The sequence below is a fragment of the Streptomyces sp. NPDC055013 genome (assembly GCF_053608645.1).
Map to the genome: position 1 here is coordinate 252,376 of NZ_JBSGVW010000009.1, position 21,461 is coordinate 273,836.

The 21,461-nt window shown below is 72.1% G+C and carries 19 protein-coding genes; 12 read left to right on the forward strand and 7 right to left on the reverse strand.

Translation table 11 applies throughout. The annotated features are described in order from the left end of the window. Positions 1-84: 84 nt before the first annotated feature. On the forward strand, positions 85-216 hold the full coding sequence (locus ACWGDB_RS14880; RefSeq protein WP_453822799.1) for a hypothetical protein: 132 nt from the start codon (positions 85-87) through the stop codon (positions 214-216). A 69-nt stretch (positions 217-285) separates the two neighbouring features. Here ACWGDB_RS14880 and ACWGDB_RS14885 read toward each other — a convergent pair whose 3' ends face one another. Together ACWGDB_RS14885 and ACWGDB_RS14890 are read right to left on the reverse strand one after the other, a co-directional pair. Next, positions 286-1,413, reverse strand: coding sequence for a sensor histidine kinase (locus tag ACWGDB_RS14885; protein WP_453822800.1), 1,128 nt, complete (start codon positions 1,411-1,413; stop codon positions 286-288). Further along, positions 1,410-2,075 (reverse strand): response regulator, encoded by a 666-nt coding sequence (locus ACWGDB_RS14890; protein WP_453822822.1) that lies wholly within the window; start codon positions 2,073-2,075, stop codon positions 1,410-1,412. Before ACWGDB_RS14890 ends, ACWGDB_RS14885 begins: the two co-directional genes overlap by 4 nt. A 186-nt stretch (positions 2,076-2,261) precedes the next feature. Between ACWGDB_RS14890 and ACWGDB_RS14895 the strand changes: the two genes are divergently transcribed. Continuing rightward, on the forward strand, positions 2,262-3,512 hold the full coding sequence (locus ACWGDB_RS14895) for a DUF418 domain-containing protein (protein WP_453822801.1): 1,251 nt from the start codon (positions 2,262-2,264) through the stop codon (positions 3,510-3,512). Positions 3,513-3,827: 315 nt separating this feature from the next. On the opposite strand, the gene ACWGDB_RS14900 is transcribed toward ACWGDB_RS14895, so the two are convergent. Both ACWGDB_RS14900 and ACWGDB_RS14905 read right to left on the reverse strand, forming a co-directional pair. Then, positions 3,828-4,484, reverse strand: coding sequence for a histidine phosphatase family protein (locus ACWGDB_RS14900; RefSeq protein ID WP_453822802.1), 657 nt, complete (start codon positions 4,482-4,484; stop codon positions 3,828-3,830). 664 nt (positions 4,485-5,148) lie between these two features. Next, complete coding sequence (locus ACWGDB_RS14905; protein WP_453822803.1) at positions 5,149-6,951, reverse strand: thiamine pyrophosphate-requiring protein; 1,803 nt, start codon at positions 6,949-6,951, stop codon at positions 5,149-5,151. 247 nt (positions 6,952-7,198) lie between these two features. Between ACWGDB_RS14905 and ACWGDB_RS14910 the strand changes: the two genes are divergently transcribed. After that, a complete protein-coding gene (locus ACWGDB_RS14910) occupies positions 7,199-7,990 on the forward strand; it encodes an RNA polymerase sigma factor SigF (protein ID WP_453822804.1) in 792 nt (263 codons plus the stop codon). A gap of 16 nt (positions 7,991-8,006) precedes the next feature. Here the strand turns inward: ACWGDB_RS14910 and ACWGDB_RS14915 are convergent, their stop codons facing one another. After that, the gene (locus ACWGDB_RS14915; RefSeq protein ID WP_453822805.1) at positions 8,007-9,143 is read right to left on the reverse strand and encodes a GAF domain-containing protein; all 1,137 of its coding nucleotides are present in this window, start codon (positions 9,141-9,143) and stop codon (positions 8,007-8,009) included. A 122-nt stretch (positions 9,144-9,265) separates the two neighbouring features. Here ACWGDB_RS14915 and ACWGDB_RS14920 point away from each other — a divergent pair, with 122 nt between their 5' ends. The 4 genes from ACWGDB_RS14920 to ACWGDB_RS14935 all read left to right on the forward strand — a co-directional run bounded on the left by ACWGDB_RS14920 (position 9,266) and on the right by ACWGDB_RS14935 (position 13,490). Continuing rightward, positions 9,266-9,982 (forward strand): ANTAR domain-containing response regulator, encoded by a 717-nt coding sequence (locus tag ACWGDB_RS14920; protein WP_427839084.1) that lies wholly within the window; start codon positions 9,266-9,268, stop codon positions 9,980-9,982. A gap of 149 nt (positions 9,983-10,131) precedes the next feature. After that, positions 10,132-10,989 carry a hypothetical protein gene (locus tag ACWGDB_RS14925; RefSeq protein WP_453822806.1) on the forward strand — a complete coding sequence of 286 codons (858 nt, stop codon included), beginning with the start codon at positions 10,132-10,134 and terminating at the stop codon, positions 10,987-10,989. A 192-nt stretch (positions 10,990-11,181) separates the two neighbouring features. Further along, on the forward strand, positions 11,182-12,429 hold the full coding sequence (locus ACWGDB_RS14930; protein WP_453822807.1) for an aminotransferase class I/II-fold pyridoxal phosphate-dependent enzyme: 1,248 nt from the start codon (positions 11,182-11,184) through the stop codon (positions 12,427-12,429). Further along, positions 12,426-13,490: an MBL fold metallo-hydrolase gene (locus ACWGDB_RS14935; RefSeq protein ID WP_453822808.1), complete on the forward strand. Its 1,065-nt coding sequence runs from the start codon at positions 12,426-12,428 to the stop codon at positions 13,488-13,490. Before ACWGDB_RS14930 ends, ACWGDB_RS14935 begins: the two co-directional genes overlap by 4 nt. A 69-nt stretch (positions 13,491-13,559) precedes the next feature. Here the strand turns inward: ACWGDB_RS14935 and ACWGDB_RS14940 are convergent, their stop codons facing one another. Together ACWGDB_RS14940 and ACWGDB_RS14945 are read right to left on the reverse strand one after the other, a co-directional pair. Then, positions 13,560-14,180, reverse strand: coding sequence for a DedA family protein (locus tag ACWGDB_RS14940; RefSeq protein WP_453822823.1), 621 nt, complete (start codon positions 14,178-14,180; stop codon positions 13,560-13,562). A 26-nt stretch (positions 14,181-14,206) separates the two neighbouring features. Further along, positions 14,207-14,980: an MBL fold metallo-hydrolase gene (locus ACWGDB_RS14945; protein WP_453822809.1), complete on the reverse strand. Its 774-nt coding sequence runs from the start codon at positions 14,978-14,980 to the stop codon at positions 14,207-14,209. An 83-nt stretch (positions 14,981-15,063) separates the two neighbouring features. On the opposite strand from ACWGDB_RS14945, the gene ACWGDB_RS14950 reads away from it, so the two are divergent. From ACWGDB_RS14950 to ACWGDB_RS14970, 5 genes are all read left to right on the forward strand, one after another. Beyond that, the gene (locus ACWGDB_RS14950) at positions 15,064-15,471 is read left to right on the forward strand and encodes a hypothetical protein (protein WP_453822810.1); all 408 of its coding nucleotides are present in this window, start codon (positions 15,064-15,066) and stop codon (positions 15,469-15,471) included. Positions 15,472-15,659: 188 nt separating this feature from the next. Further along, positions 15,660-17,699 (forward strand): phage holin family protein, encoded by a 2,040-nt coding sequence (locus tag ACWGDB_RS14955; RefSeq protein WP_453822811.1) that lies wholly within the window; start codon positions 15,660-15,662, stop codon positions 17,697-17,699. Positions 17,700-17,833: 134 nt separating this feature from the next. After that, positions 17,834-18,895: an ATP-binding protein gene (locus ACWGDB_RS14960; protein ID WP_453822812.1), complete on the forward strand. Its 1,062-nt coding sequence runs from the start codon at positions 17,834-17,836 to the stop codon at positions 18,893-18,895. After that, a complete protein-coding gene (locus tag ACWGDB_RS14965; RefSeq protein ID WP_453822813.1) occupies positions 18,892-20,703 on the forward strand; it encodes a vWA domain-containing protein in 1,812 nt (603 codons plus the stop codon). Before ACWGDB_RS14960 ends, ACWGDB_RS14965 begins: the two co-directional genes overlap by 4 nt. Positions 20,704-20,767: 64 nt before the next feature. Next, positions 20,768-21,196 carry an OsmC family peroxiredoxin gene (locus ACWGDB_RS14970; RefSeq protein WP_453822814.1) on the forward strand — a complete coding sequence of 143 codons (429 nt, stop codon included), beginning with the start codon at positions 20,768-20,770 and terminating at the stop codon, positions 21,194-21,196. Positions 21,197-21,461 lie beyond the last annotated feature (265 nt).

The window sequence follows — 21,461 nt, forward strand, 5'->3', positions numbered from 1 at the left end:
GCCGACACAGGGTTTGCCGACGGCAGGGAGGGTGACCCGGATCTCATCCCCCACATACGTTCGGTTCTGGGGAAGGACCAGGTCATGGCACTGCTCGCTGTGCTACTTCCGCTTCTCATGCTGGGCGCTGTCCTGGCACTGGGCCGCTACGAGGAACTGCTGCTGCCGAGGAACCCGGACGAGGACCGCCCGGAAGGGGCAGCGCTGGGTCACTGAGGCGCGGCGTCCGGGGTGCGCCACGTCTCCGGTGTGCCGCTGCGCGGCTCGGGTCCTGCTCGCGCGGGTTCATCCTGCGCCCCACGTCCCCGGGACCGGGATCGCCAGACGGAGTTCGTGGCCGCCGTCGTCCGTGGGGCCATGGCTGAGGGTGCCGCCGAGAAGCTCGGCGCGCTGCCGCAGGCCGACCAGGCCCTGATGCGCGCCGGGCAGGGGGAGGGCCGGCCTGGTGGGGGCCGTGTTGGTGACCGTGATGTGGACGGTCCCGTTCTCGTGGTCGGCGCAGACCGTCGCCGTTGCCCCGGGCGCGTGCTTGCGGACGTTGGTCAGTGCCTCCTGCACGGTGCGGTACACGGCTCGCTGGACGGTCGGCGGGAGGTCGTCGGGAAGGTCGGTCCGCAGCTCCGTCTCGATGCCGCTGCCGCTCACCAGTCGCGGCAGGTCGGCGAGGGACGGCTGTGGGGTCAGTTCGGTGGGGCGGCTGCCGGCGGCGCGCAGTACGTCGACCATGTGCCGCAGCTCGTCGAGCGTCTGCACGCTCAGACGCCGGATCGCGGCTGCCGTCTCTTTGACCGCGGAGTCCCGGCTGCCCATCTGGAGTGCTCCGGCCTGTACGGCGATAAGGCTGACCTGGTGGGACACCACGTCGTGCATCTCCCGGGCGAGCTGGGCACGTTCCTTGGCCAGCACGGACTGCGCGGTCAGCAGCCGTTCCTGTTCCCGCGCTTCGGTCACTTCGGCGAGTCTCATCGTCAGCTCGCGGCGGGCCTGGACGAGCTGGCCGAGGAACACGGGAGCGGCGGCCGTGGCCAGGGTGTAGCCCAGCGCGATGAAGAGCGAGCTGTCGGAGATCCCGACCGCTTCCAGCGAGGGTGGCCAGTGCCACGGAACGATGTCGCTGAGCGTGAACGCGGCGGCGCAGAGAATCAGCAGCGAGCGTCGGCGTGTCAGCGAGGCGAGGGTGTACAGCGCGACCAGGGTGGCGAAGATCGCGTCGGTGACCAAGGTCGCGGGCAGGGCAAGGACGAAGGTGAGCAGGGGCAGCCGACGGCGCAGTGTCAGAGCCGCGGCGGCGAGCAGCCCGCAGGCCAAGGCCGGCTGGTCCTGGGTGTCGACGTTGACCCAGACATCCAGGAGCGAGGCTGCGATGAGCGTGCCGTCCACCAGCGCGGCGGCGACGACGCGACGGGGTGTCACCTGTCCTCTCCCTCCTGGGGGAGCCTCAGCAGGCCGGCGCGTTCGGCGAGCAGGGCCGCCTGGACACGGCTGCCCACCCGCAACTTGGTGAGGATGGAGCTGACATGCTCCTTCACGGTGCCGATGCTGAGGTGCATCCGGCCGCCGATCCCGCTGTTGGACAGTCCCTCGGCGACGAGGATCAGCACGGCGCGCTCCCGGTCGGTCAGCCGTGCGACGGCTCGGACGGCAGGCTCACTCGGTTCGTTGTCCAGATAGCCGTCCACGACAGTCCGGGTGACCTTGGGCGAAAGGACGACGCCGCCCTCCGCCAACGTGCGGACCAGGTCCGCAAGTTGTTCGGGGTTGGTGTCCTTGAGCAGGAAGCCCGCGGCACCCGAGCGCAGTGCTGTGGTCACGTACTCGTCCATGCCGAACGTGGTGAGCATGGCGACCACCGGAGGGTCCGGCAGTGCGCAGAGGTCGGCCAGCACGGTGAGTCCGTCCACATCAGGCATCCGGATGTCGAGGAGTACGACGTCAGGTCCTGCCTCCTCGGCCGCCTCGACCGCCTGGCTGCCGGGAACCGCCCCCACGACCTCGATGTCCTCGGACGCGCTGAGGATGTGTGTGAAGCCCGTACGAATCAGGGCTTCGTCGTCGACCACCAGCACCCGGATCACCTGTGGCTCCATTCGTCGGCAATCGTCAAGGGGCCGGTGTCCCGGTCATCCCATGCCGAGGCCCGCCGCCGGAGCCTGGCATCGGGTGCCGCCAGGTGACCGGGGCCGACCCCGACCAGTCACCAGGCCAGGTCCGGAATAATGCGGTATGTGCAGTAATGCGTTGAATGTGCACCCTAAAGAGATATGACACACAACGGCCCCTCGCCCACGCAACCCGCCGCGGCACTCTTCACGGCGACGGGAGAGGGGGACCGTCATGCTGTTCCGCCCCGTCCCTCGTCGTCGACCGGACGCCTGATCGGTCTCGACCTCGCCCGCGGGCTGGCGATGTTCGGCATGTACGCCGCCCACGTCGGCCCCGACCCGTCGGAAGGCGGGTTCCTGGGCTTCCTGATGGAGACGGCACGGGGCCGCTCCTCCGCTTTGTTCGCCCTGCTCGCCGGTTTCTCGCTCGTCATCATCACCGGCCGCCCGCAGCCCAGGACCGGCCGCGGGGGGCGCCAGGCAGCGGGAAGGGTCGTCATCAGGGCCGTCGTCCTCATCGCCCTGGGCTTCGCCCTGGCCGCGCTGGGTACGTCGGTCGACGTGATCCTGGCCTACTACGGGCTCACGTTCCTCTGCGTCCTCCCGCTGTACCGGCTGTCGGCCAGGACGCTGGCGATCGTGGCTGCCGTGGGCGCAGTCGTCCTGCCCCAGCTGCTGTATCTCATCCACCAGTCGATCGACGAAGGAAGCTGGGCCGACACCGTCATCAGCTGGGATCCAACGGCCCGCATCAGCGACACGGACGGCCTGCTCGGCCTGATGTTCACCGGCGGGTATCCCGTCCTCACCTGGGCACCGTTCATGATCGCGGGCATGGCGGTCGCCCGCCTCGACCTGACGAGCGCCCGAGTCCGTGGCCGGCTGGCCCTGACGGGCGCCGCCCTGGCCGTGCTCGGCTACGGCGGCTCCTGGCTCGCCCTGACCCTCGCCCCGCACGCGAGCACCGCGATCGCCGCGGCCACGGACGGCGGCTCGGCGTCATCGGCCTGGTGGTCCGACGCCGTGGGCGAGCCGGTCGGACACACTCCGGCCTGGCTGCTGGTGGCCGCACCGCACAGCCAGACGACCGCCTCCCTGCTCGGTAACACGGGCGTCGCTCTCGTCGTCCTTGCCCTGTGCCTCATGGCCACCGCCCGCATGCGTCGTTCCGCGCGTCTGGCGACACCCGTCTGCGCGGTCGGTGCGATGTCCCTGACCGCGTACGTCCTGCACATAGTCGCCATCCGCGTCCTCGGCATCGACAGCCAGGACTTCCCGGCGCTTGCGGTGCTCCTGGGTTTCATCGGCGCCGCCATGCTCCTGGCGTGGGCCTGGAGCCGGATGTTCCGTCGCGGCCCCCTCGAGTACCTGCTCCACGCCGTCACCAAGGTCGCCCGCCACATCAAGTGACCCGCGGGATCACGCGGCGGCCCCGGACACTCGCCACTGACTCTTCTGTCTGCCACTCGATGGCCTCTGGGCCCCGGCCGAACTCTTCCGCATCGTCCGACACGCGGTGATGGTCGGCGACTCCGCCCAGGCCATCCACGGGTGGCGCGGTGCCCGGGACGTGATGAATGGTCGCCGTGGCTCGCCCGGCATTCCGGCGCCTTGGGCGTCGGCGCTGTCCACCCTGCTGAGTTCGTTCCCTTTGCCGTGGTGGCGCCGCTGCCGTTCGCCCCAGCGAACTGCTGCACCAGCCCGCTGACGAGAAGGGCGTGGAAGTCATGGCCGGACGAGGAGAGGTGGATACCGTCCGATTGCCCGCTTGCTCAGCACCGCGACGGATGCAGAACTGCCGGCCGACGGCTGTTGCTGGGGGATGACCATGCGGCCGAGCCGGGCATCCCAGCAGCCTTCGCGCATCGTCAGCGTGAACGCGGACAGGGGCGGAACACCGAAATGCCAGAAGGCGCGGGTAGGTGCGGACAGGGCGTGGACCAGTGAGGCTCGGATGACGGCGGCCTCGGTGATCGTGAGTACGCGCCCCGTGTCGGCGGGCAGAGAACTCAGCCATGCCGCTGTCCGACGGCAGAGCCGAGCGACGGACTCGCCCCCGTGCGGTGCGGCGTCGGGATCCGTCACCCAAGCGGAAAAGCCATAGGGGTCCTCGGCCAGGATGTCTTTGCGCGGGCGGCCGTACCAGCTGCCGTAGTCCAGGTCACGCAGGGCATGCTCGGGCGTGGCTGCGATCGAGAAGGCTTGAGCGGTCCGTGCGCAGCGGGCGGAGGGCGCTCGGAGCGCCAGTGCGTACGGCGGAAGGACAGACTCCGTCACCCTGTCCTCGTGCCGGCCGCGGTCACTCGTGGCGCCGTCCCCGAAGATCAGGTGATCGCTGACTTCCGCGCCGGTTGCACACAGCATGGTCACTCGCAGAGCCATCCTGTGACCTCCTTCTCCGCTCGGGGCGGGGACGCTCCCGGCCCGGTCACGTGATCAAGCAGACGGGCTGGGCGGCCCGCTGTGACAGGCACTCCAGCGAGCCGGACTGGAAGAGACGGGTCCGCGGGACGGTCGGCGCCATGGCTGCGGCGGCGAACCCTCAGGGACCCAGCGCGGTCCGATCCTCCAAGCCATCGGTGCCCGGCACCCGAATGTCCACGACGTGGACCACGGAAGCCGCCAGGAGATCGAGCCGACCGCACCGGTCACAAGACTTCAGGAACCGCGCCGGTAAGGCCATCCGGCAGGTGGCCGGACTGCCCCCGCCGACCGGCGGGCCCTCATCCGCCGATGGTCGGGACGTTGGCCCACGGTGCGCGGGACGGGTTTCATGGTCGCGATCGGGCGGGAAATATCCACATGGCCGTGAGAAACGATCTGCGCGGCCCCCCTGTATGTGCGCTGACCAGCATATTTCGTCGGTTCCCTCGCCCACCGAGCACTGTCCGACATCTGACGGTACTGCTCGAGGAGCAAGGCCAGTTCGTCGTAGCGGGCATCGGTGCCGCGGTTCCCCGGATGACTGTCTGGATGCGGTCATGACCTGCGAGTTCATGGTCCAGCATCGCCCGATGCCCAGGCCTGCCCCCGGAAGTGGGTCAACTCAGTCGCCCTTCTTGTCCCGGCCCGGCAGAAACTCCTGCATCTTCGCCTTGAACCCCTGCCGGATCATCGACCCACGATCAGCGTCGCCCTTCAGGATCGACGCGGCCGTCGCCTCCAACTGGTCCCACGTGGCGTGCGGCGGGATCGGCGGTACGGCAGGGTCGGTGAGGAACTCGATCACCGCGGGGCCGTCCGCCTCCAGCCCCGCGCGCCAGGCGGCCGTCACGTCCTCCGGCTTCTCCACGCGGATGCCGGTCAGGCCGAGGGAGCGGGCGAAGGCGGCGTACCGGACGTCGGGGAGCTCCTGGGACGGCAGGAAGGACGGGGCGCCCTCCATGGCGCGCATCTCCCAGGTGACCTGGTTGAGGTCGTGGTTGTTGAAGATGCCCACGACCAGGCGCGGGTCCTCCCACAGGTCCTTGTACTTCGCCGCGGTGATCAGCTCCGCCAGGCCGTTCATCTGCATCGCCCCGTCCCCGACCAGCGCGATCGCCGGACGGTCCGGGTGGGCGAACTTGGCGCCGATCGCGTACGGCACACCGCAGCCCATCGTCGCGAGCGTCCCGGACAGCGACCCGCGCATGCCCGGCCGCATCGTCAGGTGGCGGGCGTACCAGTTCGCCGCCGAACCCGAGTCGGAGGAGACGATCGCGTCGTCGGGGAGCAGCGGATCCAGGGCGCGGGTGACGTACTCCGGGTTGATGGGGTCGGCCGACAGCTTCGCCCGCCGGTCCATGACCTCACCCCAGTGCGCCACGTTGTCGCACACCGTGTCGTACCACTCGCGGCCGCGCTCCTCGGAGCGGATCAGCGGGATCAGCCGCTCCAGCGTCGCCTTCGCGTCGCCGACGAGATTGACCTCGTACGGATAGCGCATCCCGACCATGTGCGGATCGATGTCGATCTGCACCCCGCGCGCGTTGCCGAAGTCCGGCAGGAACTGCGTGTACGGGAAGGAGGATCCGATCGTCAGCAGGGTGTCGCAGTCCCGCATGAGTTCGTACGACGGGCGGGTGCCCAGCAGGCCGATCGCGCCGGTGACGTACGGCAGTTCGTCGCTCAGGGCGTCCTTGCCGAGCAGCGCCTTGGCCACGCCGGCGCCGAGCAGTTCGGCGATCCGCTCCACCTCGGCCCTCGCCCCGGACGCTCCCTGGCCGATCAGGATGGCCACCTTGTCACCGGAGTTGAGGATCTCCGCCGCGCGGCGCACCGAGTCGTCCGCGGGGGTCGTCGTCCAGCTGCCGCTGTCCAGGCTGGAGGGCACCATCTTGAAGTCGTGCGTGGGGGCGGAGTATTCGAGTTCCTGGACGTCGCCGGGAATGATGACCGCCGTGGGGGCGCGGCGCGCGTAGGCGGTGCGGATCGCCCGGTCCAGGACGTTCGGCAGCTGCTCGGGGACCGTCACCGTCTCCACGAAGTCCGAGGCGACGTCCTTGTAGAGCGAGTGCAGGTCCACCTCCTGCTGGTACGAGCCGCCCATCGCGGTGCGGTGCGTCTGGCCGACGATCGCCAGGACGGGGACGTGGTCGAGCTTGGCGTCGTACAGGCCGTTCAGCAGATGGATCGCGCCGGGTCCGGAGGTCGCCGCGCACACCCCGAGACGCCCGCTGAACTTGGCGTAGCCGACCGCCTGGAACGCGGACATCTCCTCGTGCCGGGACTGGATGAACAGGGGCTGGTTGTCGGCGCGTCCCCACGCGGCGAGCAGGCCGTTGATGCCGTCACCGGGATACCCGAAGACGTGCTCCACACCCCACTCGCGCAGGCGCTGCAGGACGTGATCGGCGACCTTGGTGCTCATGCGGGACCTCCTGGGCTCCGTTGGGCTGCGCGGCATCGCTCCGAGTGACCCCGCGCGCGGGCGGAAAACCTGTGTGGGTGTTTGCGGACCAGGAGTGAGGGCAGGCGAACAACCAGTGCTTCGGACAGGAGGCACGTCCGTGGGAGCGGCAATTCCCGCCACGGGTGTGTCCGGTCCCCCGGGGCGCGCCCGCACTCCCTCGGTGACCGTCCAAGCCAAAGCACAACCAAGGGAGTTGCGACGCACGATGCCCACCTCAGTGAGCGCGAAGCACCACCCGCACGACGACGCCCCCGACACCGCGGAAGACTTCCGCAAGCTCGCCACCCTGCCCGAGGGGCAGCAGCGCGACTCCGTCCGCGAGAGGATCGTCGAGGCGTGGCTGCCCATGGCCGACCGGCTCGCGGGACGTTTCCGCAGCCGCGGCGAGAGCCTTGACGACCTGCGCCAGGTGGCCGCCCTCGGGCTGGTCAAGGCCGTCGACCGCTACGACCCCGAGCGCGGCAACGCCTTCGAGAGCTACGCCGTGCCCACCATCACCGGCGAGATCAAGCGCCACTTCCGCGACCACATGTGGACGCTGCACGTGCCGCGCCGTGTCCAGGACCTGCGTAACCGCGTGCGGTTCGCGGTCCAGGACCTGCAGACCGTCTCGGGCCGCAGGCCGACCGTCGCGGAGATCGCCCAGCACGCCGACATGAGCGAGGCCGACGTCAAGGCCGGTCTGGAGGCGCTGGAGAGCTTCACCGCCCTGTCGCTGGACGCGGAGCTGCCCGGCAGCGAGGACGGCTACTCGCTCAGCGACGCGCTGGGCTCCGCCGATCCCGCACTGGACACGGTCGTGGACCGCGAGGCCGTGGCGCCGCGGCTGGCGGCCCTGCCCGAGCGTGAGCGCGCCATCCTGTACATGCGCTTCTTCGGGGACATGACGCAGAGCCGGATCGCCGAACAGCTCGGTATCTCGCAGATGCACGTGTCCCGGCTGATCAGCCGGTGCTGCACCCGGGTGCGCGAGCAGGTGCTCGACGACGTGGGCTGACACGGCCACGCGCCGCTCAGTGCGGTCCTGTCACCGCCAGCGCGATGTGGCGGGACATGGTGTCCATCGCCCGCGCCTCCGCCATCGAGAACGCCAGGCGGGCGCCGCATCTGAACAGTGTCAGGACGCCCGCCACGGCGCCCTCGACGGTGAGCGGCACACACAGCAGTGACGTGACGTTCGCCTGCACGAGGACCGGGGCGCCCTCGGCATCATGGCCGAAGGCGTCCGGGTTCGGCGGGCGGACCTGGAGAGCGGGGGAGGCGGTGCGTGCCGTCTCCACGGCGAGGGGGCAGTCGGCCGGCGACCGGGCCGCCAGCGTCTTCGCCTCCTTCTCCGAAGGGGCCAGCACGGTCGTGCGGGACAGTCCGGTCGCGCCTGCCGTGCCCGTGTCGGCGATGACCCAGTCGGCGAAGCGCCCGTGCAGAACGCGGGCCGCGCGCCGGACGACCGCCTCGCGGTCGTCGCGCGGTGCCGTCAGCAGGGCCGTGGTCATCTCGTCCAGGACGTCCATCAGGGCCGCGTGCCGGGTGGTCTCGGTCAGGTCGGGGACCTGGGTGGTCGGGCTGTCGCCCGGAGCGGGGGATCCGGTCGCGCGGAGGTCGCCGGGCTGCAGCACCACCAGCACGGTGGTGTGGGACTCCCCGCTGGGGCGTACGGCCGTGAGGGTCGCCTGGACCGGGACGGACGGGCGCTGCTGGAGGCGCACGGTCAGGCTTCGGTCGCCCTCGCCGCGTGCCACCGCGGCGGCCTGCGAACGGAACGCCGCCCGGTCGGCGTGGGCGAGGAACCCGGTCAGCGGCCGGCCCGTCGCATAGCCCGCCCGGACGCCGGTGAAGGAGGTCGCCGCGAAGTTCAGCCGGCGCACCACCGCTTCCCGGTCCACCAGCGCGACCGGCAGCGGAAACCGCTGGAACACCGCCCGCAGCAGATGCTGTTCCTGACGGTCGGCGGACGTCGCACGGGGCAGCTCGCCCGAGGTCAGCCGCTCGTACGACGGCCACAACCGGGCGGCGACATGGTCCAGTTCGAAGATGGCCGCGTCCAGGACGGTCGGCAGGTCCCCTCCCGAAACGGTCCGTGCCGCCTTGAGCTCCGCGACGCGGCGCACGAAGTCCGCAAGTTCTTCACCGAATTCGTCGGTCTTCGCCATGGGGACGAACCTAGCTCGCGGCGATGTGGCCCGGGGCGGCGGGGCTCCAACCGGTCCCCCTGTTCTCCACTGTTTTCGCCGCGCAGTACCGGGAAAGCGCCCAAAATGAGGAGGAGTTGAGGATGCCCGCTCACGATGGCGTCGGTCGTTGGGGAGACCGGTCCGCCGAAGCCGCCCTGCCGGGGCGCAGGCTGTCCGAACTGGTCGAACAGGCCATGCGCTGCACCGCCGACTGCTGCGGCGCGAGCAGCATGGTGGCCGATACAGGTGCCGAGCGGCCCGCCGCCGTCACCCACCCCGACCTCGCCGGACTCGTCGCCGTGCAGCTCCGCTCCGGGGACGGGCCCATCCCGGCGGCCCTGGAACGCGGCGAGCCCGTCGACTCGGCCGACCTGCTGCGCGACGAGCGCTGGCCGGAGTACCGCGCCATGGCGCTCGACTCGGGCGTGCGCTCCAGCGTCACGCTCCCGTTCCTCCGCTCCGGGCTCACGGTGACGCTCAGTCTCTACAGCTTCCGGCCCGGCGCCTTGGAGGACGTCGCGCACGGGCCCGTGCACGCCCTCGGCGAACTCGCCACCAGCTTCCTGGTCCGCGACCGCTCCTACCGCGCCGCGCTCAGCGAGCTCGACCATCTCGGCGCGGCCCTGCGCTCCCGGCCCGTCGTCGACCAGGCGTGCGGCATCGTCATGCACGTCCTCGGCTGCGACGCCGACACGGCCTTCGGCGTACTGCGCCGCATCTCCCAGGGCACCAACCGCAAGCTGTCGGACGTCGCCGCCGGGGTGGTCAGCAGGCGGGGGCGGGGGCTGGAGCGGGACTTGGCCGCGCTGCTGAACTGACGGAGCGGCCGACCGTACGGCGTCACCCACTCGGCCGCCCCCGTCCCGCGAATGGTGCCCGGCCGCGCGCGCCCGGACGCCGGGCGGGCTGTCATGGCTGCGGGGGCACGACCGCCGTACCCCCGCAGCCGGCCGAAGGAGCTCACCCCATGCGCCCCACCGCCCGCGCCCTGTCCGTCGCCGCTCTGGCCGGTGTCGTCCTGGGCTTCGTCGCCTCGGCCGCCTTCGCGGAGCCGACTGCGGAGGTCAGCCCCGGCTCCGTCGCTCCGGGCGGCAGCGTCACGGTCTCGGTCTCCTGTGACGCCCTCGGCAGCACAGCTCCGGCCACCATCGACGCCACCTCGCAGGCCTTCGAAGAGGGCACCGTCCAGCTGAAGCGGGTCTCCGGCAACGACGAGAAGGCCGCCGGGCCCGCCTACCGCGGAACCGCTCGCATCCCCCCGGCCGAGAACTTCGAGGACGACCCGGACGCGGCCGGACCGGACTCCGCATGGACGGTGGACGGCGCCTGCCCGGCGGCGCCCGGCGGGGAGGGCAAGGAGTGGAGCGCGACGCTCACGGTGGCCCTCGACAGCGGGGGCGGCAAGGGTGGTACCGAAGGCGAGGGCAAGGGCAGCAGCGCGGACGGCGCGACCCAGGGTGCCGGCGAGGGCGGCAAGGACGGCACGGCGAGCGGTGGTGAGGGCGGCAAGGACGGCACCGAGGGCGGCTGGAGCGGCGCCGACGGGGGCGGCGACCCCTGCACCGAGCCCCACTTGGGCATCACCGAACCCGGCGAGGCCGGGAGCGGGTGGCAGGAAGCCGCGCCCTCGGGCAAGGGCGATCACAGCGGGTCACACGCGCAGGACTGCGGTAGCGCGGCCGTCGGCCATGGCGTGCGCGCCGGTGACGGCGGCACCTTCACCGACTCGGTCCCCGCACTCGTCGCCGGTGGCGTGCTGATCGCCGGCGCGGCCGGCGGTGCGGTCTACCGGCTGCGACGCAGGACGCCCACCGCGCAGGACTGACCCCTGCGGGCACTCATGGGGTGGGGGCACGATGGGTACCCGGAGCGCGAGGGGTACACGACACACCGTGCGGCCCCTCTCGCCGCACGAACCCGCAACCCGCAACCCGCAACCCGCACCACGGAACAACCGACCCGCACGGAGCACCGCACGACGCACCACTGAGGCACCTGGCACAGCGCGGAGGCAAGGATGCGCCCGACGGACCTCGAAGGCCACGGCCCCGTCCGTTACGGGCCCCCGCTCCCGGGCGACGGGCTGCCCGTGCTGCCCGAACTGGCCGCCGTCCTCGCGGCTGCCGCCGGCCGGGCCGAGAGCGAGCTGATCGGCGGCGGCGACGGCCTCCTGGCCGCCGCGTGCGGTTACTGGGGCCGGCGCGGTCTGCCGACCGAGCCAGAGCGGGCAGTGGCCGCTCCCGGGGCGCCCGCCCTGCTGCTGGCGCTGACCGCCGCGATCGGCGGCGACGTCCTGGTGCCGCGGCCCTGCGCCGCCTGGTGGGCGCCGTACGCACGCCTGTTGGGCAGACCCGTCTTCCACGTGGCGACACCGGCGGAGTGCGGCGGAGTGCCGGATCCGTACGCCCTGCTGGAGACCGTCCGCCGGGTACGCGCCGAGGGCGGTGACCCGAGGCTGCTCGTGCTGTCCGTCGCCGACGACCCCACCGCCACCGTGGCCCCGCCCGAGGTGCTGCACGAGACCCTGGAGGCGGCCACCGGAGAGGGGCTGCACCTCGTCAGTGACGAGACCTGGCGCGACACCGTGCACGCCGTCCACGACACCGTGCTCGTCAGCCCCGCCGAGATGCTGCCCGACCAGGTCACCGTCGTCACCGACCTGTCCGGCGCCCACCTCCCGCCGGGCTGGCCGGCCGCGGTGGCCCGCTTCCCCGCCGACGACGCCGGCGACGGCCTCCACGCGCGCGTGCTCGACGTGCTCACCGCCCTCGGCGCCCGGATCGCCGGCCCGGTCGCCCGCGCGGCCCAGTACGCACTGGAGGAACCCGAGCCGGTCACCGCGCGGGTCGGCGCCACCGTGCGCCTGCACGCACGCGTGGCAGCCGCCGTGCACGCCACTGCCGTAGCAGCGGGCGCCGTGGCGCGGCCCCCGCAGGCCGGGCGGCACGTGTACGTCGATCTCGGCCCGCTGCGCGCCGGGCTGTCCGCGCACGGCGTGGGCGACGCGCAGGACCTGGAGGACTTCCTCGCCGAGCGGCTCGGCATGCCCGCACCGGGCGGGCACCGCTTCGGCGACGACCTCGGCGCGCTGCGCGTCCGGCTGTCCACCGGCCCCCTGCTGGCCGGCACCGAAGCCGAACGCGCGGAATGCATCACGTCACCCTCGCCGTTGGAACTGCCACACGTGCACCGTGCGTTGATCCACTTGAAGTCGGTCTTCGACGATCTCCGTGACGAAGCTCAGCGATGGGAGCCTCCTCGATGACGCAGCAGTCCGACTCATCCATGTCGACATCACCGCGTACGACGACCCGGGAAGCCGACGCCCCGGCGGACCCGCTGCCCTTCGCACCCCCGTTCCCGCCGCTCGCCGCACCCCGCCCGCTGGGCGAACACCGGGTGTGGCCGCGGACCTTCCACGACCGGCTCACCGCCCCGCTGCCCGGCTTCAAGACCCTCGCCCGCTTCGCCCGCGAGGGTGCCGTACGCCCCGGCCGGGCGGCCCTCGCCGACATCCCGAAGCTGCCCTTCGAGCCGGGCCCGGTGCCCCGCGTGGACGCGCGCACGGTCGCCGTCTCCTGGGCGGGCCACGCCAGTTGGGTGGTCCGGATCGGCGGGCTGACGGTCCTGACCGACCCCGTCTGGTCGCGCCGCATCCTCGGCACCCCGGCCCGCATCACCCCCGTCGGCGTCCCCTGGAGCGCCCTGCCGCGCGTCGACGCGGTCGTCATCAGCCACAACCACTACGACCACCTGGACGCCCCCACGCTGCGCCGACTCCCGCGCGACACCCCCGTGTTCGCGCCGGCCGGCCTCGCCGCCTGGTTCCGTCGCCGCCGGTTCACGCAGGTCACCGAGCTGGACTGGTGGGAGGCCGCCGAACTCTGCGGTGTCCGCTTCGACTTCGTCCCGGCCCACCACTGGTCCAAGCGCACCCTGATCGACACCTGCCGCAGTCTGTGGGGCGGCTGGGTGCTCACCGCGCCCGACGGACAGCGCGTGTACTTCGCCGGCGACACGGGCTACGGCCACTGGTTCACCCGCATCGGCGAGCGCTATCCCGGCATCGACCTCGCCCTGCTCCCCATCGGCGCCTACGACCCCCGGTGGTGGCTCAGCGACGTCCACTGCGACCCGGAGGAGGCGGTGCGGGCGGCCCAGGATCTGGGGGCCCGCAGGATGGCGCCGATGCACTGGGCGACGTTCGTCCTGTCGGCTGAGCCGGTCCTGGAGCCGCTGACACGCGTGCGCGCGGCTTGGGAGAAGGCGGGACTGGGCCGGGAAAACCTGTGGGACATGCCGGTCGGCGCTTCCAGGGTGCTGTAGTGCAGGCCACCTGGGGGCGCGGGGAACTGCGCGAGCAACCACATATGATCCGCACCCCGCAACGAAGCATCACCGGGCGGATCGAACCCGCTTCCACACACTCGGCGCCACACTGATCACCAACGTCAACGCAACCGCCGCAACCACACCCTCCCAAGGCTCCGAGAACAGCGACCCCCCAAGAATCCCGATCAACTGGTACGTCACAGCCCAGGCCAGGCAGGCCGGCAAGTTACCGCGGGCGAACCTCCGCATCGGCCACTCGGCCAGCAGACAGGCCAACATCACCGGCAGCCGCCCCGCAGGAACCAGCCGCGACAGCACCAGCACGGCCACACCGTGCCCGGCGAGCTTGTCCTGCGCCTGAGCGAGCCGCTCCTCCGGCGCGCGCGAGCGGATCGCCTCCAGCCAGCGCGAGCCGTTCTTCGAGCGCATGCCGCGCCGCCCCAGCCAGTACAGCGTCGCATCGCCCAGGAAGGCCGCCGTCGACGCCGTCACGAACACCAGCGCCAGCGAGAACGGTGCCGTCTGGTGAAACGCCACCACCGCCGCCGAACTCACCAGCGCGCCCGTCGGGATCACCGGCACCAGCGCCCCGACCAGCACCAGCAGGAACAGCGTCGGATAGCCGATCGCCTGCTGGGTCGACTCGTACGGCACCGTCGTCGTCGCGGCGGCCCACACCGTCACCGTCGTCGTGGCGGCGGCCCACACCGTCACCGGGCCACCTCCGGGCGCACGCGCTCCCCGTGCGCGAGCCGGTGCACCGCCACGCCGGGCGCGCGCTCCGCCGCGAGCCGTGCGAACTCGTCGCCGGGCGCATGGAATTCATGGGGGCGCACTGCGTCCATGCCGATCGGCCAGTACGTGCCGTAGTGCACCGGCACCGCACTGCGCGGCCCCAGCCGGGCCAGCGCCTCGGCCGCCCGCCCCGCGTCCAGATGCCCGTCCCCGAGATACGGCCCCCAGCCGCCGACCGGCAACAATGCCACGTCGACCGGCCCAACCTCCTTCGCCATCGCGTCGAACAGCCCGGTGTCCCCGGCGAAGTACGTGCGTGCCTCGCCCTCGAAGACGTAGCCCAGGGCGGGGGAGCGGTGCGGGCCGACGGGCAGCCGGCGTCCGTCGTGCCGCGCGGGAACGGCGCGTACGGCCACGTGGCCCACCGTCGTCACGTCCCCCGGCGCCATCTCGGTCATCCGCAGATGCGTGAGCCGGCGCAGGCCCGGCACCGCCCGGAGCGCGCCCCGGGGCACGAGCAGGCGGGTGCCCTGCGGCAGCCTGGCGAGAGAGGGAACGTGGAGGTGGTCGGCGTGCAGATGGGAGACCACGGCGACGTCCGCGCGCCAGGCACCGGGCGGGGGCGGTGCGCCCCGGCGGCGGCGCAGGTGTGCGAGCCGGCGTGCGAACAAGGGGTCGGTCAGGAGGCGCACGTTCGAATCCTCGACCGTGCAGGTGGCGTGGCCCCACCAGGTGATCTCCACCGGCACCTCATTGCCCCCTTCGCGCGACTCCCCGAAGCGTACGGGCTGCAGTAGGGTCGGCGGCGAAACCCGGAGGTGAGGGGGACGCCATGGGGGCATCCGTAGTGCGCGTGACGGCGATCGCCAGTCTGACGCCGCTCGAAGAGCTGGACGCCGAGCCCTTCCTGGTGGACTCCCGCAGCCAGCACGCGATGTGCGCGCGCTGGGCCGCCGAGCACGGGTACGTCGTGGCGCGCGAACTCCTCGTACGCCGGTTGCGGGCGGACCACAGCGTGCTGTGGGAGGGCGTCCGCCCCGGCCTCGACCTGTTCGTGGCGCCCAGCCGCAGAGTGCTGGAGAGCGCGCTGTCGTCCGTCGACGACTTCTCCGCGGAGTGCGCCCGGCGGGGCGTGCGGGTGGAGATCGTGGGGCGCGCGGAGCCGCTGTACGACGCGCAGATGAAGGCGCGCGTACACCGGAGGCTGTCGATGCCGACGGCCGGCTACGACGGCCGTTGACGATCACGGCCCGCGGCACGTGCCGGGTCGGCCGGGCGGGACGACGTGTCCGGTCCGGTGTCGGAGGGGTGTGCCAGGCTGGGGCGTGAAAGGCCCGTTTCGGGTGCTGGGCCGGGACGTGAGGTGGGCTGGGCGTGCGTGGTGGGCGTTGGCGGCGGGTTGCCAGTCAGGTCGGACGGAGCGTGGCCGTGTGGGCCGTCTCCACCGTCACCATGCTCGTGCTCGCCGGGATCCTGCCGGATTTCCAGCTGCAGTCGGCCGACGGTGACAGCGCCACCCACATCGCCATGACCGCCGCCCTCGGCGCCGGTGCCTTCGGTCTGCTGTCCGCGCTCGCCTGGCCCCTCCTCGTACGGCTCCTGCTGCTGGTGCCCGCCCTGGTGCTGGGCCTGCTGGTGTTCTTCCTCAACGGCTCGCTGCTGATCGTCGCCCTGCGTCTCGTCCCCTCCGGCGACAGCGAGGCCGCCCCCGAGACCGCCGTCATCGTCGCCGCCGTGATGTCCGCCGTGGCCTCCGCCACCGGCGCCGCCCTCGCCGTCCGGGACGACGACGCGTACCGGCGCCGCCTGTACCGCCTCGCCGACCGCCGCCGCAGGGCCCTGCCGCCCGGCCCGTCCAGCCCCGGCACCGTCTTCATCCAGCTCGACGGCGTCGGCCACGACGTCCTCCTCGACGCCGTCGGCAAGGACCTGATGCCCACCGTCGCCCGCTGGCTCGGCAACGGCGGCATCGGAGAGGCGGACAGCGCTCTCGCCACCCACCGGCTCACCCCCTGGCGCACCGACTGGTCCAGCCAGACCGGCGCCAGTCAGCTCGGCATCCTGCACGGCAGCAACCATGACGTCCCCGCCTTCCGCTGGTACGAGAAGGCCGCCCGCGAGGTCATGGTCTGCAACCGCCCCGCCAACGCCGCCGAGCTCCAGCGCCGCGCCATCGACCGCACCGGCGACGGCGGACTGCTCACCGCCGACGGCGCCAGCCGCGGCAACCTCTTCAGCGGCGGCGCCGACGAACAGGCCCTCGTGCTGTCCATCGCCACCAAGCGCCGCAGCCGTGAGAACCGCTCTCGCTCGGGCTACTTCGCGTACTTCTCCGACCCGGCCAACGCCGTGCGCACCGCCCTGTCCTTCACCGCCGAGGTGGGCCGCGAGATCGGCCAGTCCACCCGGGCCCGCGCCCGCAAGGTCAGACCGAGGGTCTCCCGCGGCGGCCTCTACCCCCTCGTCCGTGCCTTCGCGACCGTCGTCGAACGGGACGTCGTCGTCGCCGCGGTGATGGGCGACATGCTCGCCGGCCGCACCGCCGTCTACGCCGACCTCGTGGCGTACGACGAGGTGGCGCACCACTCCGGGCCGCGCGGCCGGGACACCGAGAAGGTCCTCGAACGCCTCGACCGGGCGCTGGCGTTGATCGAGAACGTCGCCGAGCACGCGCCGCGGCCGTATCAGATCGTCGTGCTGTCCGACCACGGCCAGAGCCCCGGCGAGACCTTCCGTGCCCGCTACGGCCTCGGCCTCGGTGACCTGGTGCGGGCCGGCTGCGGCCTGCCCGTGCCACGCAGGGCGCGGCGCACCCACAGCGGCGCCGAGGCCCGCGCGGCCGTGCGTGCGGCGCTGCGCCGGCCCGTCGAGGACGGCGGCGAGCAGCACCGTCCGTCCCGCCGCCGCTCGGAGCCGATCGTGCTGGCGTCCGGCAACCTGGGCCTGGTCTCCTTCCCGGACGTGCCGCACCGGATGACCAAGGAGCAGATCGACGCCCGTCACCCGGCCCTGCTCACCACCCTCGCCAACCACCCCGGCGTCGGCTTCCTGCTCGTCCGCAGCGAGGAGCACTCAGGGGTCGTGCTCGGTGCGTACGGCGCCGAGATCCCGCTGGACCAACTCGACGACAAGCCGGGCCCGTTGGAGGCCTTCGGGCCGGGCGCCGCCGACGCCGTGCGCCGTACGAACTCCTTCCCCAACGCCGCCGACATCATGGTCAACTCCGCCTACGACGAGGCCGACGGCGAGGTCCTCGCGTTCGAGGAGCAGATCGGTTCGCACGGCGGACTCGGCGGGGCGCAGGGCAAGCCGTTCCTGCTGTCACCGCTCGCCTTCTCCGCGCCGGTCGGCGACGGGGAGGACCTCGTGGGCGCCGAGCACGTCCACCGTGTGCTGCGGCGCTGGCTGCGGGAGGCGGACGGCCCTCAGGTGCCCTTGGACGTGGAGCCGCGGGAGCGGGCCGCCTGAGTGCGGGCGTCGGCAGCGGCGGGCCATGCAGAAAATCGCATGACGACCGCAACCATCAATTGAGAACCTCGACGGCGAGCAACCACATCCGCGAGAGCGGCGCCGGTTTAGGCGCAAAGAGGGGAGACCCTGCCTTGCAGGCAGCCGTAACCGTCACGCCCGCCCGTATCCCGGACCTGCTTCTCGGCCTCGCCACCGTGCGGCCGGTGTTCATCTGGGGCGCCCCCGGCATCGGAAAGTCCTCCCTCGTCAGGAACTTCGCCGAGTCGCTGGGCCTGGAGTGCGTGAGCCTGCTCGGCACCCAGCTGGCGCCGGAGGACCTGATCGGTGTGCCGCAGATCCGCGACGGGCGGTCGGTGTTCTGCCCGCCGGAGGCCATCGCCCGCGACGAGCCGTACTGCCTGTTCCTGGACGAGCTGAACGCGGCCACCCCGGATGTGCAGAAGGCGTTCTACTCGCTGATCCTGGACCGCCGTATCGGCAACTACGAGCTTCCCATGGGCTCCATCGTCATAGGCGCCGGAAACCGGGCCACCGACAACGCGCTCGCCCGGCCCATCGCCTCCGCGCTCGTCAACCGCCTCACCCACGTCCACCTGGAGGCCTCCGCCAAGGACTGGCTGACCTGGGCGGCGAACAACGGCATCCACCCCTGGATCCTGGACCACCTCATCGACCGGCCCGACCACCTGTGGTCCAAGCCGCCGAAGACCGAGGAGCCGTTCTCCACACCCCGTTCCTGGCACATGCTCTCCGACGCCCTGCACTCCTTCGGCCGGGACCTCGACGAGGAGACGCTGAAGGTCCTCGCGCACGGCACGCTGACGCCCGTGCACGCCACCGCGTTCTGCGGCTACGTCAAGATCGTGCGCAGCCAGTACGGCATCGAGGCCATCATCAAGGGCGACGCCCGCTGGCCGCACCGTATGCAGGACCGCGACCTGCTCTACTACCTCGCCGAGTCCTTCCGGGGACGTCTCATCAAGGAGCTGCCGGTCAGCAAGGACCACATGTCCGCGACCGGCCGCCAGACCGCGTACCGGGCGAAGTCGCTGCTGGTGCAGCTCGCGGAGATCTCCGTCGAGGTCGCCCAGAGCGTCATCGCCTCCGACGCGGACGGCAACCCGGTCCTGCCGTCGTGGTTCCTGGTGGAGGCCGCGCGGGACATGCCCCGGCTGGTGGAGGCGCGGCGATGAGCCGTACCCCCGACAAAGGGAAGGGGAAGGGGAAGAAGAAGCGGGACCTCGCGGCGGAGGCGTTCGCCGAGGGCCTGCGACTGGTGCGCGCCAATCCCGCGCTCGCCACCGTCGAGTTCGCCGTCTGCCGCCAGGAGAAGTGCGAGCAGGCGCCCCACGACGGACTCGTCCGCGTCGACTCCGACGGCGACCTGCACGCCCACCCGGACCGGATCGCCGAACCCACCGCCTGGGCCTGGGCGATCGCGCACGCCGTCCTGCACCTCGGCTTCGGCCACGTCCCTTCCAGGAAGGGCAGGCCGGTGCAGCCCGACCGCGCCGACCTCGCCGCCCGCTGTGTCGTCGTCAACCGTTTCCTGCTCACCTTCCCGGTCGGCAAGGCCCCGGACCACCTGCCCCTGACCTACCCGGACGGCGACGAGGAACAGCTCGCCGCGCGCTGGCGGCGCGACGGCATCCCGGCCGCGTACGAGCGCTGCGGCACGGCGGGCTCGGCGGCCGACCAGCTGCTCGTGGAGTGGATGGGCTGGTTCGGGTCGCCCCCGGACCACCAGCTGGCCTTCGCGACCGCGCTGACCCGCACCGTCTCCACCGCGATGGACCTGGCGGGCGGCCGCCGCGAATCCATGCTCGGCGAGCCCGTCAAGAAGCGGCCGTGGCAGTGGGCACTGGAGTGGTTCATCACCTCCTACCCGCTGCTCGGCGGCATCGCGGCCGGCATCAAGCTGGTCGCCGACGCCGAACTGGCCCGCGCGCACGGCATCGCCGTCGCCGCCGTCAACGCCGAGGCCGGCGAGATCTACATCAACCCGCTGCGGACGTTCGAGGACGAGGAGTGGCGGTTCATCCTGGCTCACGAGATGCTGCACGCCGCCCTGCGCCACGGCGACCGCTGCGGCACCCGCGACCCGTACCTGTTCAACGTCGCCTGCGACTACGTCATCAACGGCTGGCTGCGCGAGATGCAGGTCGGCGAGATGCCCCAAGGGCTCCTGTACGACCCGCAGTTCAGCGGCCTGTCCGCCGAGGAGGTGTACGACCGCATCGTCGGCGACCTGCGCCGCATGCGCCGCCTGGCCACCCTGCGCGGCAAGGGTGTCGGCGATGTGCTGGGCGCCCCGCTCGGCGCCCCCGGCGAGTACTGCGACCTCGACGAGTTCTACCGCCGCGGCCTCTCCCACGGCCTCGACCTGCACCAGCAGCAGGAACGCGGCTTCCTGCCCGGCGGCCTGGTCCAGGAGATCCGCGAGCTCAGCCATCCGCCGCTGCCCTGGGACGCCCGACTGGCCCGCTGGTTCGACGAGTTCGTGCCACGCCCCGAGCCGGTGCGCACGTACGCCCGTCCCTCGCGCCGCCAGTCCTCGACGCCCGACATCCCGCGCGCGGGGCGCTACTTCCCGCCCGAGGAGATCGCCCGCTGCACCTTCGGAGTCGTCCTGGACACCTCCGGCTCGATGGGCAGCGTGCTCCTCGGCAAGGCGCTCGGCGCCATCGCCTCCTACGCCGCCGCCCGGGACGTACCGGCCGCGCGGGTGGTGTTCTGCGACGCGGGACCCTACGACGCCGGCTATGTGCCGGTGACGGAGATCGCGGGGCGGGTCCGGGTGCACGGCCGTGGCGGTACGGTCCTGCAGCCCGGGATCGACCTCCTCCAGCGCGCCGACGACTTCCCGCCCGGCGCGCCCGTCCTGGTCATCACGGACGGCTGGTGCGACGTGCTGCGAGTGCGGCGCGAGCACGCGTACCTGCTCCCGCAGGGCCGTCGACTGCCGTTCACCCCGCGTGGGCCGGTCTTCCGGGTGCAGTGAGCCGGAGTGTGATCGGATGGGGGCACGGACCCAGGAAACGGGCCCCCACGCGAAAGGAAGAACCGTGGCTACCACGCGCTCCGCACACACCGTCTGGGAAGGCAACCTGCTCGAGGGCAACGGTGTCGTCAACTTCGACTCTTCGGGTGCCATCGCCGCCCAGCCGGTCACGTGGGCCTCGCGCTCCCAGGACGCGAACGGCAGGACCAGCCCCGAGGAGCTGATCGCCGCCGCGCACTCCAGCTGCTTCTCCATGGCGCTGTCGCACGCCCTCGCGGGTGCCGGCACCCCGCCCACCAAGCTCGTCACCTCGGCGGACGTGAACTTCCAGCCGGGTGAGGGGATCACCGGGATTCACCTCACCGTGGAGGGGACGGTTCCCGGTATCGACGACGACGCGTTTGCCGCCGCCGCGGAGGACGCCAAGAAGAACTGTCCGGTCAGTCAGGCGCTGACGGGGACGACGATCACGCTGTCGGCGAAGTTGGCGTAGCGCTTCGCGGGGAGCCGTGACAGGGCCTCTTGCGGCTGCTGCGCCGGCGTGGCTGGTCGCGCAGTTCCCCGCGCCCCTCGAGGGGGCGGCCCTTCGGGCCTGCCCCCTCGATCGCTGAGCGGGCGCTCAGCTGCCGTTTGGTACCCGGGCCCCGGGTCACCCGTCCCATTGACAAGAACCCGCTCAAGTTTTGTGCTGGAGTTCAAGGGGTGCCCTGGCGGAAGGGGACAGCGATGGCACGCGCGGTCGGGATCGATCTCGGGAC

Bases quoted from the DNA above. Each gene is read 5' to 3' on its own strand.
- ACWGDB_RS14915 (WP_453822805.1), bottom strand. From the start codon at position 9,143: ATGGCGAAGACCGACGAATTCGGTGAAGAACTTGCGGACTTCGTGCGC.
- ACWGDB_RS14925 (WP_453822806.1), top strand. From the start codon at position 10,132: ATGCGCCCCACCGCCCGCGCCCTGTCCGTCGCCGCTCTGGCCGGTGTC.
- ACWGDB_RS14920 (WP_427839084.1), top strand. From the start codon at position 9,266: ATGCCCGCTCACGATGGCGTCGGTCGTTGGGGAGACCGGTCCGCCGAA.
- ACWGDB_RS14880 (WP_453822799.1), top strand. From the start codon at position 85: ATGGCACTGCTCGCTGTGCTACTTCCGCTTCTCATGCTGGGCGCTGTC.
- ACWGDB_RS14910 (WP_453822804.1), top strand. From the start codon at position 7,199: ATGCCCACCTCAGTGAGCGCGAAGCACCACCCGCACGACGACGCCCCC.
- ACWGDB_RS14905 (WP_453822803.1), bottom strand. From the start codon at position 6,951: ATGAGCACCAAGGTCGCCGATCACGTCCTGCAGCGCCTGCGCGAGTGG.
- ACWGDB_RS14930 (WP_453822807.1), top strand. From the start codon at position 11,182: ATGCGCCCGACGGACCTCGAAGGCCACGGCCCCGTCCGTTACGGGCCC.
- ACWGDB_RS14935 (WP_453822808.1), top strand. From the start codon at position 12,426: ATGACGCAGCAGTCCGACTCATCCATGTCGACATCACCGCGTACGACG.
- ACWGDB_RS14950 (WP_453822810.1), top strand. From the start codon at position 15,064: ATGGGGGCATCCGTAGTGCGCGTGACGGCGATCGCCAGTCTGACGCCG.
- ACWGDB_RS14965 (WP_453822813.1), top strand. From the start codon at position 18,892: ATGAGCCGTACCCCCGACAAAGGGAAGGGGAAGGGGAAGAAGAAGCGG.
- ACWGDB_RS14900 (WP_453822802.1), bottom strand. From the start codon at position 4,484: ATGGCTCTGCGAGTGACCATGCTGTGTGCAACCGGCGCGGAAGTCAGC.
- ACWGDB_RS14895 (WP_453822801.1), top strand. From the start codon at position 2,262: ATGACACACAACGGCCCCTCGCCCACGCAACCCGCCGCGGCACTCTTC.